Source organism: Candidatus Delongbacteria bacterium, assembly GCA_041675285.1.
GTDB lineage: Bacteria > CAIWAD01 > CAIWAD01 > CAIWAD01 > CAIWAD01 > CAIWAD01.
Window position 1 is genome coordinate 54,269 of record JBAYTZ010000003.1, and the last position, 15,884, is coordinate 70,152.

Below are 15,884 nucleotides of genomic sequence, written 5' to 3' on the forward strand. Positions count from 1 at the left end.
TCACCTCGCGGGAAGGCCCAGCGCCTGGCGCAGGGCCGGATGGTCCACCTTGGAATTGTGACGCGGATCCAGCGGCAGCGGCCGGGGGTGGAGGATCAGCTCGTCCACCGGCAGGCCGGCGGCCTGCAAGTCGGCCAGGGCCGCGGCGCTCGATTGCGGCGGGCGCTCGGTGTGGACCACCAGCAGCAGGCGCTCGCCTTGCCGTTCGTCCTGTCGGCCTAGCGCCGCGTATTGGCCGGGCCCCAGCCGGCGCCGCGCCTGCTCCTCCACCAAGTTGGCGTGACACGCCTGTCCGGCGCGGAAGATGGTTGTGTGCACGCGCCCCGCTAGCCAGAAGCGGCCCGCCTCGTCCAGCCAGCCCGTGTCGCCCATCCGGTGCCAGACCCGGCCCTCGGCGTCCAGCAGCTTGTTTTCGGCCGTGGCGGCGGGGTTGCGGAAGTAGTCGCGGCAGACGTGCGCGCCGCTCACCACCAGCTCGCCGATCTCGCCCGGCGGCATCTCGTCGGCCAGGCCCGGCCGCTCGCTGTCGCTTGGCGGCGCCAGCCGCAGGATGCGCGCGCGGATCTCCGGCACCGGCCGACCGGCGCAGATTCCACCCCGCTCGCTGCCCGCCGCCTGCCGCTCGGCCCGGCTGGCGTGGGCGACGGGTTCGGCCTCGGTAGAACCGTAGACCACCTGCAACTCCGCGTCGGGAAAGGCCCGCTGCCACTCGTCCAGCTGCTCGTCCCGCACCGGCGCGCCCCCGGTGAGCACGCGCCGCAGCGCGGGCGTGGGGCCATGGCCGGCCAACAGGTGCGCGGCCAGCCGGTCCAGGAAGTCCGGCGAGGCCGTGCAGGACGCCACTCCGTGCTCGCGGCACTGAGTCAGGATCCGCCCGGCGTCCAGCCGCTCCAGGTGGCGAAAATCCAGCTCGGGGATCACCGACGTGGCCCGGCAGGCCAGGTTGTTCAGCGCGAACACCGGGAAGAGCGGCAGGTCGGCCGCGCCCGGCGGCGGGCCGAAGGCCTGGAACAGCGCCTGGTGCTGGGCGCGCAGGAAGCCGTGGGTGCGGTTGGCGCCCTTGGGTTCGCCGCTGGATCCGGTGGTGAAGGTGATCAGGGCCGGATCCTCCGCCCGACGGAAGTGGCCGGGTTCGTCGGCGGGCGCGGCCTCCAGCTCCGCCAGGGTCCAGCGCGCCGGCCAGCCACCCAGCCGCCGTCCGCTGGTGACCGTGAGCGGAATGCGCAGCAGGCGCGGCTCCAGCAGCCGCAGCAGGTGGCTGCGGGTCACGCCGATGAAGGCCCGCGGTTCCGCGTACCGGCAGAAGGCGGCGATCCGGCGCGGTGACACCCAGGGATCCACGAACACGGCGCAGGCCCCGGCGTGGATCACGCCCAGCAGGGCCGCGTAGAGGTCGATGGACATGGGCAGCATGACCACGGCGCGCTCGTCCGGACCCAGCCCGCGCTCCCGCAGCCCGGCGGAGCAGGCGCAGACCCGCCGCCAGAGCCCGGCGAAGGTGATCCGCCGCGTGCTCGTCCCGGCGCCCTCGATCAGGGCGACGCGCTCCGGACTCTCCGCCGCGGCCGCGCGCAGCAGTTCCACCACGTTGGCGCTTGGCTCCATCAGGTAGCGCCCTCCAGGTCGTGCCGGTAGAGCGCGTAGCGGCGCGACACGACGCCCAGCCCGGCGTCGTAGCCCGTGGAGCGGTTGCTCTCGTGCATCAGGCAGAGGTTGGCCCGGTGGAGACCGCGCTCCAGCCCGGCCGCGAAGGCCTGGTGGATCAGCGCAGTGCCCAGGGCCTGACCGCGCTGCTCGGGGCAAACGCCCATGCTCTTGATGTTGAGCGTGTCCGTGTGTCGCCGCAGCCAGAAGCGCAGCCGGGCAAGCGGGCCGCACCTGCCGCGCATGCTCCGCAGGGCTTCGAACTGGTCGGGCAGGGAGAAGAGGAAGGCCGCTGGCGCGCCGCTTCGGTCGTGGCAGAACCAGACCAGCCCGGGATCCAGCACGGGTTTGAGCGGCCGGTAGAGGTCCCGGAAATCCTCCAGCCCGCTGGGCGAATAGAAGGGGTTGACCGGAAAAATCCGGCAGGCCAGCTGATGCAGCAGCTCCAGTTCCTGCTCAAAGCGGGCTGGGTCCAGGGGGCGGAAGCGGTAGCCCGCCGCCCGGGCCTGGGCGTGCGCGCCAGCGAAGGCGGGCAGCACGGCGGCCATGTCCGGCACCTGCTTGGACAGGTAGCGGGCCGTCTCCGTAAACCCGCAGGCCAGCCAGAGCTGCGGATACCAGGGCGGGTTGACGGGCTCCAGCAAAAAAGGCCGTGTGTCACGGGGCCCCAGGTTGAAGCGATAGCGATGCCACGTGTCGCCGTCCAGCGGGCCGAAGGCCGCCCGCGCGCCGCCCTGCCGCAGCCACTCCCGGGCGGCCCGCAGCAGGGGCCGCGCCGCCTCCAGGTCATCCCGCGATTCAAACAACCCGAGTAGCCCGGCGACGCCTTCCACGCCCGTCAGGCCCTCTGCCAGCCAGGCGCCCACGCGGGCGATGGGCTGGCCCTCCCGGCGGACCAGCCACAGGTCGTGGCGGGCGGAATCCATCGCTTCCAGACGCCGCCGCAGCGCAGCGGGCGCGGCGCGCGTGTAGTCGGGATCGCCGCCCTGGATGCTGTCTGGCAGGGCCAGGAAGTCCCGCCAGTCGGCGGCGCTGCGGACGAGGGTCACCTCCACGCCCATGCGTACCCTCCGTTAGGAAAGCGGTTGCCAGACGGGCAGCGGAGCCAGCCGCTGCAGGCCCCAGTAGACGATCGCCGCCCCCAGCGCCAGCCAGAGCACGGGGCTGCCGCCGCCCTGGACGGGCAGCTCCTGGACGCGGCCCCGCAGGCGGAGGTTATAAGCGGCCAGCGCCACTCCGGCCAGCAGCGGGATCAGCGCCAGGGCGGCCAGCGGCGGCTGGTGCTGCGGCAGCATGGTGGCACCCACGGCCAGCAGCGCGGCGCCAGCGCCTGCCGCCAGCGCCTGCCAGGGCCGGCTGTTCCACACTCCCTGGCGGTTGAACAGCACGTAGGCCCAGGTCACACAGACGAAGGCCGTCACCGTGGCGGCGAGGAAGGGCCCGAACAGCTCGTGGTAGCGGCCGCTGGCGTTGGCCAGGAGCAGGATCAGCAGGGGAATCAGGATCACGCGCAACAGCGGCGTGGTCTCCACCTGGTAGTTGCGCCGGTTGGGGACGCGCATGCGAACCCCGCAGTAGAGGGCGAAGCAGGCGAAGATGGGCACGGACCACTGGATCGAACCCAGCGACCAGACGCCGTAGATGAAAATCACGAAGACGATGGAGTCACGGATGCTGAAGAGCTTCAGCGAGCGGAAGAAGATCTCCAGCACGGCCATCATCGCCAGCAGGCTGAGCAGCTGGAAGGCGATCTCGCCGGGCGGTTTGGTGGTGATCTTGAGCAGGCTGTAACACGTGAAGAGCGGGATGTAGAGGTTGTCGGTCCCGCGCGTGGATATCGCCTCGACGCCGGTCAGGAGCAGCGAGATCAGCAGGGCCGCCAGCACGCAGGTCTCCCGCGGCAGCTCGGTGAGGAGCAGCAGGGGCAGGTGGATCGCCAGGAAGGTGAGCAGGAGGAAGAGCACGGAGCCCTCCAGGCTCTTGCGATGCTCGTGGCCCACCCGGAAGCTGTGCCGGCCGTAGCTGCCGCCCACCAGCGCGGCGGCGGCGTCGGAGACGGTGATCACCAGAATCGAGGCCACGTAGAGCCAGCGCTCCTCGCGGCAGATCAGGTAGAGCAGGAACACGGCCAGCGGGAAGTAGGCGCTGCCCGCCCCGCGCCGCCGCACGGCCGCCAGGCACTGCAGGCGTCCGCTGCGCTGGCCGGCGTAGAGCGCGGCCGCGAACAGCAGGGCCATCGACAGCACCAGCCAGACCGAGTGGATCAGCCAGGGCAGGAAGAGCGTGCCCAGCCCGCCCAGGAAGTGGACGGCCTTGCGGCTCAGCTCGGGATCGGGCCGGACGCGCCGGGTCCAGGACTCCACCAGCAGGACCATGCCCAGATAGAGCGCGATCAGCAGCCCGGCGTTCCAGAGATCGGCGGCGGAGATCATTCCAGGACCTCCTCGACCCGGAAGTCACGATAGAAAAAGGCCCGGTCGCGAGCGAAGAGCCCGGCGGCCAGCCCGTCGAGGGAGCGCGCCCGTCCGGCCAGGGATTCCGGCAGCCGGCGCGGCGCCAGCATGTTCCAGTAGGCGATTCGCGCGCCCGGCCGGCTGCGCTCCAGCACGCGGCGAAGCAGGCGTTCGCAGCCCGGGCCGTCCAGATACTCCAGGATGTCCGAGAGGTTGAACCCGTCGTAACACCTGTCCGAGGCGGCCAGCACGTCCTCCACGGAGCCTTCGGCCAGCTCCAGCAACTCCAGGTTCTGCCGCAACCCGGCGTAGCTCGCGGGCCGCAGGTAGTCGGGCAGGCTCTGCTGGAAGGTGCCGGTCAGGATGTACTCGAGGTAGGGGTTGTCCTCGCCGGGCAGCTCGATCAGCGCCCGGCGCACGCGGCGCAGGATCGTCTCGCCCACGGGCTCGTCCACGTAGCGGAAGAACTCCGGATCCCGCCCCAGCCGCCCCAGCAGGGTCCGGCCGAAGAAGAGGCGGAAGAGCAGGCGCCAGCGGCGGCTGTCCCAGACGTCCCGGTAGAAAGCGGCGCGCTCCTGCGCGCTCTTGGGCTCCAGCAGCGCGCGGCAGGTGCGGCGGTCGTGCAGCAGCGGCAGCACCCAGCGGCGGAAGAGTCGGAAGTAGCGCTCGAACTTGCCGGCGTGGATCAGCCCCGCCTCGATATGCTGCGGGCGTTCGTTCCAGAAGGCCCGGGCGGGCGGGCTCAGCTCGGGCGCCAGCCGCCGCCAGGTGGCCGGGCGGTCCCCGGCGGGCCGCAGCCCCAGGAAGGCCAGGCACTCGTCGTGCTCCAAATGGCGGATCGCCGCGCGCTTCAGCTCCACCAGGGCCAACTGCGCGGGGTTCAAGTCCACGGCGCAGACGCGGGCCCCGGCCGCCAGCAGGGAGAAGGAGTTGTCCCCGGCGGAGGCCACGGAGAGGATCCGGCGCCCGGGCGCGGGCTGCAGGGCCTCGCGCAGGATAGCCGCGTCCTCCCAGCAGTTGGAGTAGCGGATGAAGGTGAAGGCGGCGCGCCGGCGGATGTCATCCACGGCGGACGGACTCCGCCTGGGGGTGGCGGTGGAGTTGGTGCGCGGCGCCGAACTCGCCGGCGGCCATCGCGCCGATGATCGAGATCTCGCCCGCCAGGGCCGTCACCGCGCAGATCTCCGCCAGTTTGCGCGCCCGCCCCGCGCCCTCGCAGTCCATCAGGCGCAGGCACTCCCGGGCCGTGGGCAGGTGCGTGCCGCCGCCCACCGTGCCCACGATCAGGTTGGGCAGGGAGACGTGGACCTGCAGGTCGCCCGCCTCGGTCTCTTGCATGTCCGTGATCCCCACGGCGGATTCGGAGACGCAGGCCACGTCCTGTCCGCAGGCCAGATAGATCGCAGTGAGGGCGTTGGAGAAGTGCCCCTGGACGCCGATGGAGCCGCTCTGCACGCCGCCCAGCACGGAGGTGTGGCTGTAGCGGGCCATCTCCCGGGGCGTGCAGTGCAGCGCGCGGCGCACGTCCGCGGCGGGCAGGATCGCCTCCGCCACCACTTTCTTGCCGCGCACTCCCAGGAAGGAGAGCATGCTGGCCTTCTTGTCGCCGGAGAGGTTGCCGTCCAGATACCAGGCCGACGGCTTCACCGGGGACTGCTCCACCAGGCTGCGGCAGATGGCGTTGGTGGCGGCCGTGACCATGTTCTGGCCGGCGGCGTCGCCCGTGGTGAAGTCGAAGGTGAGGAAGAGCGTCGAGCCGTTGATTGTCAGCTTGATGTCCACCAGTTCGCCGTGCCGCGTCTCGCGTGAGACAATCTCCCGGAAGCCGGGCACGCGCGGCAGCACCCAGTTCAGGAAGACCCCGGCGTCGACGATGTCCTTGAAGATGAAACAGGGCGCCCGGGAGACAGACTCGCTGATGCAGGCCGCCCGGGCCCCGCCGGCCCGGCTGATCAGGCGGGCGCCGCGGCCGTAGGAGGCCACCAGCGCGCCCTCGGATGTGGCTAGCGGCACGTAGAAATCCCCGCTGGCGTTGAGACCGCTGATCCGCAGCGGACCGATCACGCCCACCGGAACCTGGCACCAGCCGATCTGGCACTCGACGTTGCCCTTCAGCGACTGCGGATCCAGCGGCTCGCCCCGGCCTGCCACGTGCTCGAGCACGTGTCCTTGGGCGCGCAGGAAGTCCTGGCGGGCCTGCAGGGCCTCGGCGCCGTGCTCGTCGGGGTGGGGCGCTCGCTCGGGCAGCGGACGCTCCTCCGGCGGGACCAGCCGCAGCCGTTCGCGGAACTCCGTGTCGTCGCCCTGCTTGAAGATGTCGGCCGTGATCTGGAGGACCCGGTTCATGGTCTGCGGCATGGGGCGGCTCCCTGGCTGCTCGACTCGTGACAGGCTCGCGGTGGGGGGGCTCCGCCGCCCGCCAAAACGTAGGGAAGGAGCCTTGTATAAACCGGGGCCGTCTGCGCGGCCCCGCTGTGTTTCAATTGTCCCGCAGCCCGCCGTCGGGTGCAGTCGGAGCTGGAAGAGGAGCGCGGGGGGGTCGTCCTGGATCAGAAGGGCGCGCACCTGGTTGCCCGTCTGGGGTTGGGGACGATCGTCCGGGACGACCGTCCCCGCGCTTCCTCGATTTCCAGCCGCTTGCCTGCGGACGGCGCTCAGCGCAACAACAGCATGCGGCTCGTCTCCTGGCGACCGGCGGCGCTCAGGCGGTACAGGTAGAGGCCGCTGGCCAGCTCGCGGCCGGCCTCGTCCCGGGCGTCGAAGCGCAGGCTGTGCGCACCCGCGTCCAGCTCACCGTCCTGTAACACGCGCACGCGCTGTCCGGCCAGATTGAACACCTCCAGCCGCACGGGGCCGGCCTGGGCCAGCGTGAAGCGCAGCGTGGTCTCCGGATTGAAGGGATTGGGTCGGTTGGGCTCCAACCGGAAGGCCGCCGGTTGGGCGGGATCGTCCACGATCGTGTTGGCATCCAGCACGTCCAGGCGCGTGATCCGAGCCTGTTCGCCGTAGCCCAGCAACATGCCGCGCCGATCCTCCCAAACCAGCCAGACGTCTCCCTGCGGTGCCGGCTGGGTCTGCACGACCCAGTTGGCCGACTTCGGCGACGGCAGATAGTCGCTGAACTGGAGTTGGGGCTCCGGCCCTTCGGCCAGGAGGAAGCCCGACACTCGGATCCCCGCGTCGACATTGGCATTCTCGGTTACCGTGATCAGCGCGCTCTCCTCCCCGGCGTGAGTCAGGGACCAGGAATAAATGCCATCCATGGCGGAGCGCAGCAGATTCCACTCGCGCTCCAGCACACCCGCGCTCGAGCGCCTCACCAAGCGGAAGTCCATTTGCTCGGCCGCGTAGCGCGAACGCCCCAGCCAGACGCGCTGCTGGTCGTCCAGCAGCACGCGCATGGCCATCAGCGCGGCGCCCGTCTCCTCGTGCCGCCACAGTTCGTCGCCGGCGCTGGTCAGGCACAACACGCGCCAGCGGGTGTTCTGATCGTCCATGGTGTCGCCCAGGGACAAGAGCAGCGTGCCGTTCGGCTGCGGCAGCACCTGGCCCGAGAAGCTCAGATAGTCGGCGTTCAGGTCCAGCCGGATGCCGCGCCCGCTGTTGTCGGCGATGAGCGGTTCGCCGGCCGGACTGAAGCGCTGCAGGTAGAACTGCGTGTCCGTTCCCGAGCGCCGGGTCCAGACCGCCACCACCTCGCCACCCGCCTGGGTCGCCAGGCCCAGCAGGGTCGTCTGCGTGTCCGTGGACAGCCCCACCGGTCGCCCGCTGTCGCCCCACAGCCGGCTTCCCGCGGCGTCCAGGCATTGCAGGCGGGCCCGCAGTTGGTTGCCCGCGAGCAGGTCATAGCCCACGAAGAGCCGGTCGCCACCCCAGGCCAGCTGCGGACGGTACTGCTCGTAGTAGCCGGGGAGCTGCGGCTCGGCCGGAGCGAGATCCACCGGGGTCAGCAGCAGCTGGCCTTGCGCGTCGACCCGACTCAGCTGCAGCTGGTAGACGCCCTGCTCCGGCAGCAGCACGTCGCCGCACAGCCAGAGCTCGTCGTCCACCGCCAGGCTCACCATGTCATATGGACCCGCCTGCGTTCCCACCGGCCGCTCGGTGTAGTCCCAGCGCCGCTGCCCGCTGTGCCCGTCCACGGAGGCCAGGTAGAGGGTGCCGGCTGCGCTCCAGGTCAGCAGCGGACGTTCGCCGCCCATTCCCAGCTGCGTGGCGCCGCCGGACTGCCAGCTCTCCGCCAGGAAGGCGGCGGCCGCGGGTTCCAGCTGTTCCTGGCCCAGCAGATTGCGGTGGGACAGTTGATGGCGCGAATGCTCCGCCTGACCGTCGGACTCCACCGCGGACCAGCCGGTCAGGATGCCGCCGTCCGAGCGCAGCGCGAAGTCCCACGAGTGGCCGCTCTGGCCCGTCGGTCCCAGCCGGCTCTGTTCCGCCGACCAGAGCTGCTGGCCTGCGGAGAGGCGCTGGACATGGAGGCCGTCGCCCTCTTCGAAGAGATAGGCCGGCCCGTGCGCGTCCACCGCCAGGTGGTAGAGTTCGCCATTGCTGCCGTCCGCCACCACGTCCAGCGGCGCGGGGGCCGCCCAGACCTGATGCCCATCCCCGTCCAGCACCTGGGCCAGCCAATTGCCGGTTGGATCTTCCCAGGCCACCACGTGCGGCTGATCCGCGGCTCCGCCGGAGGCCACCCGCACGACCCGCGGACCGTAGTCCTCCAGCAGCACGCCCCCGGCCTGCCACAGGTCCTCCAGCCCCGCGTCCAGCAGTTGGGCGCGCAGGCCCGTCTCCGTGGTCCAGGCCGCCAGCGTGCGGCCGGCGCCCGCCGGACGGCAGGAGAAGTACAGCAGCGATTCGCCGCCCAGCAGACGCGTGCCGCCCGGCCAGAGCCAGCCCGCGTCGGGGCGCACGCCCAGCACGCCCAGCGGCCGCTCGATTCCCAGCTCGGCCGAGTGCGCCAGCAGCGCGTTGCCCAGTCCGTCGCCCAGCAGTTTGAAGTCCCAGGCGTTGACCGGCAGCGTCAAGCCGTCGGCGGGGAAATCGGGATCCGGCAATCCCTGACCGTCGACGTGCATCAGATGCAGGAACTGATCCGCGGCGCGCCAGGCTACCCAGGCGCCGCCCAGACCGTCCGCCGCCAGCTGGCGGTATTCGTCCGACATGCTCCGGCAGCGGTTGGCGGCGTCGCCGCAGTCGTAGACCGGCAGCGGCACGTCCTCGGCCAGCAGCAGGTCCTGACCCCACTGGAAAGCGCCCTGGCCGCCGCCGTCCGTCACGCGCTGCAGGAACAGATCGCCCGCGTTCTCGCTGGTCACATCCTGCCAGAGCACGAAGGCGCCGCCGGCGCCGTCCGGCGCCAACACGGGCATGAAGGGCGTCAGGGCGGCGGGCGGGCCGGCCAGCGCGTCCACCGGACCCAGCCCCTCCGGCGCGGAGTGCCAGGCCGGCGCCGCCGGATTCGTCGCGTCGAGTTTCTGCAGGAACAAGCGCGCGCGCCCGTCGCGCATGTCACACCAGGCCGTGATCCAGTGGGCGTCGTCCACGGCCGTGGCGGATCCCTGGAAGCGCAGGTCGTGGCGGACGAAGAGGACCGTCCCGTCCGGCTGATCCGGCCAGGCCAGCGGCAGCGGCTGGGCCAGGGCGGCCAGGCTCGGCAGCAGGAGCAGCAGTGCCAATCTCATGGTGAACCTCAGCTGAGTGTTCGGGCGGGAGTCGCGCGCTCCCGCAGTCCTTGTGTTGGAATCATGCGAATCAGCGCAGCAGCAGCATGCGCCGCGCCTCCTGGCGGCCGGCGGTGCTCAGGCGGTACACGTAGAGCCCGCTGCCCAGTTCGCGGCCGGCCTCATCCCGCGCGTCGAAGCGCAGGCTGTGCGCGCCGGCGGGCAGCTCGCCGTCCTGTAACACGCGCACGCGCTGCCCGGCCAGGTTGAAGATCTCCAGCCGCACCGGGCTGGCCTGGGCCAGCGTGAAACGCAGGATGGTCTCGGGGTTGAAAGGATTGGGCCGATTGGGTTCCAGCCGAAAAGCCGCCGGATGGGCGGGCTGATCCACGGCCGTGTTGACGTGCAACACGTCCAGGCGGGTCAGGCGGGATTGCAGCCCGTAGCCGAGGAAGCTGCCCCGGTGGTCGCTCCAGCTCAGCCAGACGTCCCCCAGCGGCGCCGGTGCCAATTCGGCGTTCGCTGCCAGCGAGGGCAACAGCGGCGCCGGCGCGGCAAAGATCGGCTGCGCGTCCCCCTCCGGCAGCCGGGCCGCGCGCAACCACCAGTCGTTGGCGTCCTGGTTGTACTCCAGCAGCACCAGCGCGTGCTCGCCGTCCGCGTGGGTCAGGGCCCAGCTGACCGTCTGGCTTGCGTCGGGCGTGTCCAGGGACCAGATCCGCTCCACGGCACCCTGGGCCGAGCGGCGCTCCAGCTGGAAGCGCACGCGGTCGCCGTCCCAGCGGCCGCGGCCCAGCCAGAGCGAGCCCTCGTCGTCCGGCACCAGTGCCAGACTGGTCAGAACGACGGAGGCCTCCGTGTGACGCCACAGTTCGTGACCCTCGGCGTCCACGCGCACCAGGCGCCAGCGCGTCAGGCCGTCCTCCAGTTGGTCGCGCACGCCCGCCAGCAGCGTGCCGTCCGGCAGGATCTGGAGCAGGCTTTCGGCACTCCAGCCCGCGTAGTCCAGCCCCAGTCCCAGACCGCGGCCCCCGTTCTCGGCGAAGACCAGGGCGCCTGACAGCGTGACGACCTGCAGGTAGACGCTGGTGCCTGCGGCGGTCCACTGGCCCCAGAGCACGCCCACCGTTCCGTTGCCGAAGGGTGCCAGCCCCAGCAGCCTCGTCCAGGCGTCTCCCGCCGGCGACAGGGCAAGGCCCGCCTCGCCCCAGCGCCGCGTGCCGACGCCGTCCAGCAGCTGCACGCGCACCTGGTTGAGATTGGCGGCGGAGTGCTCCCAGGCCGCCACCACGTGGGTGCCCATTCCGGTCAGCCGGGGATTCTGCTGGTCGAAGTAACCGGGATCCTCCAGCGCCGCGGGCGCCAACTGGACTGGCCCGGCCGCCAGCTGGCCTGCTTCGTCCACCCGGCAGACTTCCAGCAGCGTGCGCCCCGACTCGTCCGCCGTCACCGAGGCCGCCAGCCAGGTTCCCACGGTCGCCGCTGCCGTTGACTGCACGCTCAAGCCGGGCCGACCCAGCACGGGCCGCTCGCGGAAGCCCCAGTCCAGGCGGCCGTCGTGGCCGTTCACCTGCACGCTGTAGAGCGAGTCGCCGGTCTGCCAAGTCAGCAGCGGGTCCACGTCGCCCTGCAGCAGCCGGACGCCCGAGGCGGATTCCAGCGCTTCCGTCAGGAACACGGCCGCGGCGGGATCCACCTGCTCCACGCCGTCCAGGTCACGCCGGGACAGCCGCTGACAGGCGAGGCTCAGGCCGCTGGCCGGGCGATACTCCGTCCAGCCGGTGCGCAGGCCGCCGTCCGCGTCGAGGCGGAAATCCCAGGCAGCCGTGTAGGTGCCGGGCGTTCCCAGTCGCGTGAGGTCCGGATCCCAGCCGGCGTGGCCCGCCAGGTCCAGGCGCTGCACATGCAGGCCCTCGTCCTCGCGGAAGAGATAGGCCAGGCCGCCGGCATCCAGGACCAGCGCCTCGAGGGATCCCGGCTGACCGTCGTTGAGCACTTCCAGCGAGACGGGCTGGGTCCACTGCGCGTGACCGCTATCGTCCAGCAGCTGGGCCTGCCAGGATTCGTTTTGATGACCCCAGGCGACGGCCAGCGGCGTTCCCGGCGTTCCCGTGGCCGTTCGAACCCCCCAGGCCGGACCGGCGGAGAGCAGCTCGCCTCCGGGGGTCCAGAGGCTCTCCAGCGCCGTGTCCAGCAGTTGGGTCCGCGCCACCGATTCGCTGGTCCAGGCCAGCAGCAGGCGCCCGTCCGCCGTCAGGCTGGCGTCAAAGGTGTTGGCGTCCCCCTCCGACACCACGCGCGAGATCTCGGGCAGCAACCAGCCGCCATCCGGCCGCACGCCCAGCACGGCCAGGGCCCAGCCGCTCGCTCCGGACGAGGTATGGATCACAAGCAGATTGCCCGCCGGGTCCGTCAACAAGCGATACTCCCAGGAGGTGACGGGCAGCTCGAGGCCCGCGGCCGGGAAATCCGGGTCCGGCTGGCCGCCCTCCGCCACGTGCTGAACCTGCAGCGTGCCCACGGCCGTGCGCCAGGCCACCCAGACTCCGCCCGTCCCGTCGGGGGCCAAGCGGCGCCAGGAGTCCATCCAGCTGCGGCAGCGGCCGGGGTCGCGGCAGTCGTCATAGGGCAGGGGCAGATCCTCCACCAGCACGAGATCCTGCTCCCAGAGGAACTCGCCCTGCCCGCCCGCGCCGTCTCCTACCCGCTGCAGCAGCAGATCCCCCCGCCCGTCGGACTGGGCGTCCTGCCACAGCAGGTAGGCGCCGCCCGCCGGAGCCGGGGCCAACTGGGGCATGACGGGAGACAGCGCCGCGGGCGGGCCGGCCAGACCCTCCACGGGTCCCAGACCTTCCGCCTCCCCGCGCCAGGCGCCGGCGGACGGATGGTCGGGATCCAGCTTCTGCAGGAACAGGCGTCCGCGCCCGTCCCGCATGTCACACCAGGTGGTGATCCAGCGGCCGTCGTCGGCCACGGTGGAGGAGCCGGTGAAGCGCGTGGGATGGGCCACGTAGAGCACGGTCCCGGCCGGTTGATCGGGCCAGGCCAGCGGCAGGGGCTGGGCCAGCGCACCCAGCGGGATCAGCACGAGCAGCGGCAGGACTTTCATGGTGTCTCCTGATCAACGAACCAGCAGCATGCGTCCCGTGCGGCTTTGGCCGCCGGCACTCAGGCGCTGGAAGTAGAGCCCGCTGCCCAGTTCGCGTCCGGACTCGTCGCGGGCGTCGAAGCGCAGGCTGTGCGCGCCGGCGGGCAGCTCGCCGTTCTGTAACACGCGCACGCGCTGCCCGGCCAGGTTGAAGATCTCCAGCCGCACCGGGCCGGCCTGGGCCAGCGTGAAGCGCAGCGTGGTCTCGGGGTTGAAGGGGTTGGGCCGATTGGGCTCCAGCCGGAAGGCCGCCGGCTGGGCGGGCGCCTCCACGGCCGTGTTGAGGTCCAGCACGTCCAGGCGGGTCAGGCGGACTTGGTCGCCATAGCCGAAGGGCGTGCAGCGCCTGTCCTCCCAGCCTAGCCAGAGATCGCCATGGGGTGCGGGAGCCAGGAAGGCGGGGTAATTGTCCGCTTGCGGCGTGGTCAACAAGTCGTCGAAGAGCAAGGGCATGTTCGTCTGCTCCTCGTCCACCAGGTGGCCGCGCACGCGCAGTCCCGTGTCACTCTGAGTGGAGCGGAGAATGCTCACCACGGCCTCCTGGCTTTCGCCCGGAACCCAGCACCAGGTGAAGAGCTGGTGGTCGCTCTCCAGCGGCAGGTTCCAACTGCGTTCGTCGTCCCCGGCCGCCGTCAGCCGGAGGAAGAGCAGGCGCTCCTGGTTGTCGATGAACTGCGGGATCTCCAGCATCAGCCGGCCCTGGGAGTCCTGCCGGAGGCTCAACCCCTCGGCCTGGAGATGGCTCAGGTGGCGGATCCAGCGCGAGTCCCCCGCCGTGTCGAAGGCCTGCAGGCTGAGAGTGGATCCCGTGCGCAGGGCCAGCAGGCAACCGCCCTCCGCCGTGGCCAGGAAGCCGGTCTGGGACTGCCAGCGCTGGTAGTCGAGGCTGGCCAGCCGCCCGCGGCCGTCGTGGTCCGGGTAGCGGGGTTGACCTGCCGCGTCATAGCTCTGCAGGTAGTAGCCCAGGTTCGCCGGATCCTGATCGGCCCAGCCGATGTCCACGCCGCCAGCGGGATGAAGCCCCCAGCCGCCCAGCCGTTGGTTTGGACGCAGCCCGCCCACAGTCACGCCCGCCTCGCCCCAGAGCAGGGCGCCGGTCTCGTCGAGGGCTTGCAGCCGATAGGTGCTGAGATCATTGGCGAGCACATAGGCCTGCCCGGCGGACGCCAGCACCTGGCCGTAGTACAGGCCCTGATAGTCGGGGTTCAGATTGAGGCCGGGGAAGGGGTTGGCGCACTCGGCCAGCACCTGGCCCGCGCGGTCGACCTTCTGCACGCGATACCCGGGCAAGCCGGTCTCCGGCTGTGACACGGTACTCAGCACCCAGCAGCCGTCCTCCACCTCCGCGCCCGCCACCTGCTCGTAGGGGATGACGGGTCCCAGGGGGCGCTCCCGGGCGCCCCAACGGGGGTCGCCGGAGGCTTCTGCGGTGGAGAGCAGGAACAGGGAATCTCCCGCGCACCACGTCGTGAAGACGTCGTCCGCGCCGGCGAGCAGGGCCTTCGCGCTCTCGTGGCTGTTGTCGAACTGGAAGAAACGGTCGGCGGGCGGATCCAGCAGGTCCAGTCCTCCGGGATCGCGGCGGACCAGCTGCACGTGCGTCTGGCCGTCCGCCCGGGCAGACAGGCCGACGCTCCAGGCGCCCGGGCCCTCGTGCGACAGTCCCCAGGGCCAGCCGGCGTGGCTGCCCGGCGCCAGCCGCGTGCGCTCCGCCGGCCAGAGCGGCGCGCCGGCCGGATCCAGGCGTTGGGCGTAAGCGACGTCGTAATACAACGCGACGCAGAACAGGCCCTGCTCGTCCGCCTCCAACAGGAGCACGCGCTCGGGGTTGGCGTCGCCCACCAGCTCCAGCGGGGCGGGCTGCGGCCAGCCCAATTGGCCGCTGGCGTCCAGCTGCAGGGCCACGTTGCCCGCGGGCGTGGAGTGGGCCAGGTAGTAGGGCGTGGCGCCCTGGGTCGTGCAGACTCTCAGCCACGCGGCGTCCGTCAGCCCCGCGGGCAGGCCGCCCGCCGGCCAGAGGTCCTGCAAGGCGGCGTCCAGCAGCTGCAGGCGCAGCTCCATCACGCCCGGGGAGTAGCCGTCCACCCAGCCAGCCAGGACGCGGTCGTCCCCGGTCGGCTCGACGGCGAAGGCCGTGACCACGGCGTCCACCGCGCTCAGCCGGCGGCTGGTCTCGTGCAACAGGTAGAGCCCGTTGGGCCGCACGCCCGTCGCCCAGAGTGCGTTGCCCTGATCCAGGTGGAAAAGCAGGGCGTTGCCCTGTCCGTCGGCCAGCAGCTGGTAGTTCCAAGTGGAAAAGGGCAGCACCAGGCCGTCCGCGGGGAAGTCTGGATCCGGCACGCCGCCGGCCTCCACGTGCAGCAGGCGCTGGCGGTACTCGCCGTCCCACCAGGTGACCCACGCGCCGCCCTGGCCGTCGGCGCAGAGCCGGCGGTACGGGTCCATCAGCCCGCGGCAGCGTTCGGCATCGTCCCGACAATCCTCGCCGGGAATGGGCGCGTCGTCCGCCAGCAGCAGGTCGGCGGGCCAGAGGAAGGCGCCCGGGCCGCCCGCGTCGCCCACCTGTTGCAGGCGCAGCTCGCCCTGGAAGGAACTGGTGGCTTCACTCCAGAGCAGGAAGGCCCCGCCCTGCCCGTCGGGGGCCAGCGCGGGCGAGATCACGGCCAGGGGACTGACAGGCCCCACCAGGGCCTCCACGCGCCCCAGACCCTCCACTTGACTGCTCCAGGCTCCGGGAGCCGCGGGTGCCGCGGCGGAGAACTTCTGCGCCATCAGGCGGGAGTTGCCGTCCCGCGCGTCGCACCAGGCCAGGATCAGGCTGTCCCCGCCGGCTGCGGCGTGGGCGCCGTCGAAGAGCCGGGATCGTGTGACGTACAACACGGATCCGGCCGGCTTGTCCGGCCAGGCCAGCGGCAGGGGCTGGGCCTGGAGAGCGAGCGGCAGACTGAGGATCAGCAGCAGCGTACGCATCAAATCCTCCGG

General features: G+C 71.6%; 8 protein-coding genes. All 8 read right to left on the reverse strand.

Features of this window, described 5'->3' with window-relative positions; translation table 11 throughout:
* The 8 genes from WC326_03790 to WC326_03825 all read right to left on the reverse strand — a co-directional run bounded on the left by WC326_03790 (nucleotide 1) and on the right by WC326_03825 (nucleotide 15,872).
* Entirely contained in the window at nucleotides 1–1,605 is a 1,605-nt protein-coding gene (locus WC326_03790) for an AMP-binding protein (protein ID MFA7330176.1), read from the reverse strand.
* Nucleotides 1,605–2,705, reverse strand: coding sequence for a GNAT family N-acetyltransferase (locus WC326_03795; GenBank protein ID MFA7330177.1), 1,101 nt, complete (start codon nucleotides 2,703–2,705; stop codon nucleotides 1,605–1,607). Before WC326_03795 ends, WC326_03790 begins: the two co-directional genes overlap by 1 nt.
* A gap of 12 nt (nucleotides 2,706–2,717) precedes the next feature.
* The gene (locus tag WC326_03800) at nucleotides 2,718–4,076 is read right to left on the reverse strand and encodes a hypothetical protein (GenBank protein MFA7330178.1); all 1,359 of its coding nucleotides are present in this window, start codon (nucleotides 4,074–4,076) and stop codon (nucleotides 2,718–2,720) included.
* Nucleotides 4,073–5,164: a DUF3419 family protein gene (locus WC326_03805; GenBank protein ID MFA7330179.1), complete on the reverse strand. Its 1,092-nt coding sequence runs from the start codon at nucleotides 5,162–5,164 to the stop codon at nucleotides 4,073–4,075. The genes WC326_03800 and WC326_03805 overlap by 4 nt, the downstream gene beginning before the upstream one ends.
* Nucleotides 5,157–6,455, reverse strand: coding sequence for a hydroxymethylglutaryl-CoA reductase (locus tag WC326_03810; protein ID MFA7330180.1), 1,299 nt, complete (start codon nucleotides 6,453–6,455; stop codon nucleotides 5,157–5,159). Before WC326_03810 ends, WC326_03805 begins: the two co-directional genes overlap by 8 nt.
* 296 nt (nucleotides 6,456–6,751) lie before the next feature.
* Complete coding sequence (locus WC326_03815; protein MFA7330181.1) at nucleotides 6,752–9,775, reverse strand: FlgD immunoglobulin-like domain containing protein; 3,024 nt, start codon at nucleotides 9,773–9,775, stop codon at nucleotides 6,752–6,754.
* 70 nt (nucleotides 9,776–9,845) lie between these two features.
* A complete protein-coding gene (locus WC326_03820) occupies nucleotides 9,846–12,863 on the reverse strand; it encodes a FlgD immunoglobulin-like domain containing protein (GenBank protein ID MFA7330182.1) in 3,018 nt (1,005 codons plus the stop codon).
* A gap of 12 nt (nucleotides 12,864–12,875) precedes the next feature.
* A complete protein-coding gene (locus WC326_03825) occupies nucleotides 12,876–15,872 on the reverse strand; it encodes a FlgD immunoglobulin-like domain containing protein (protein ID MFA7330183.1) in 2,997 nt (998 codons plus the stop codon).
* Nucleotides 15,873–15,884: the final 12 nt, after the last annotated feature.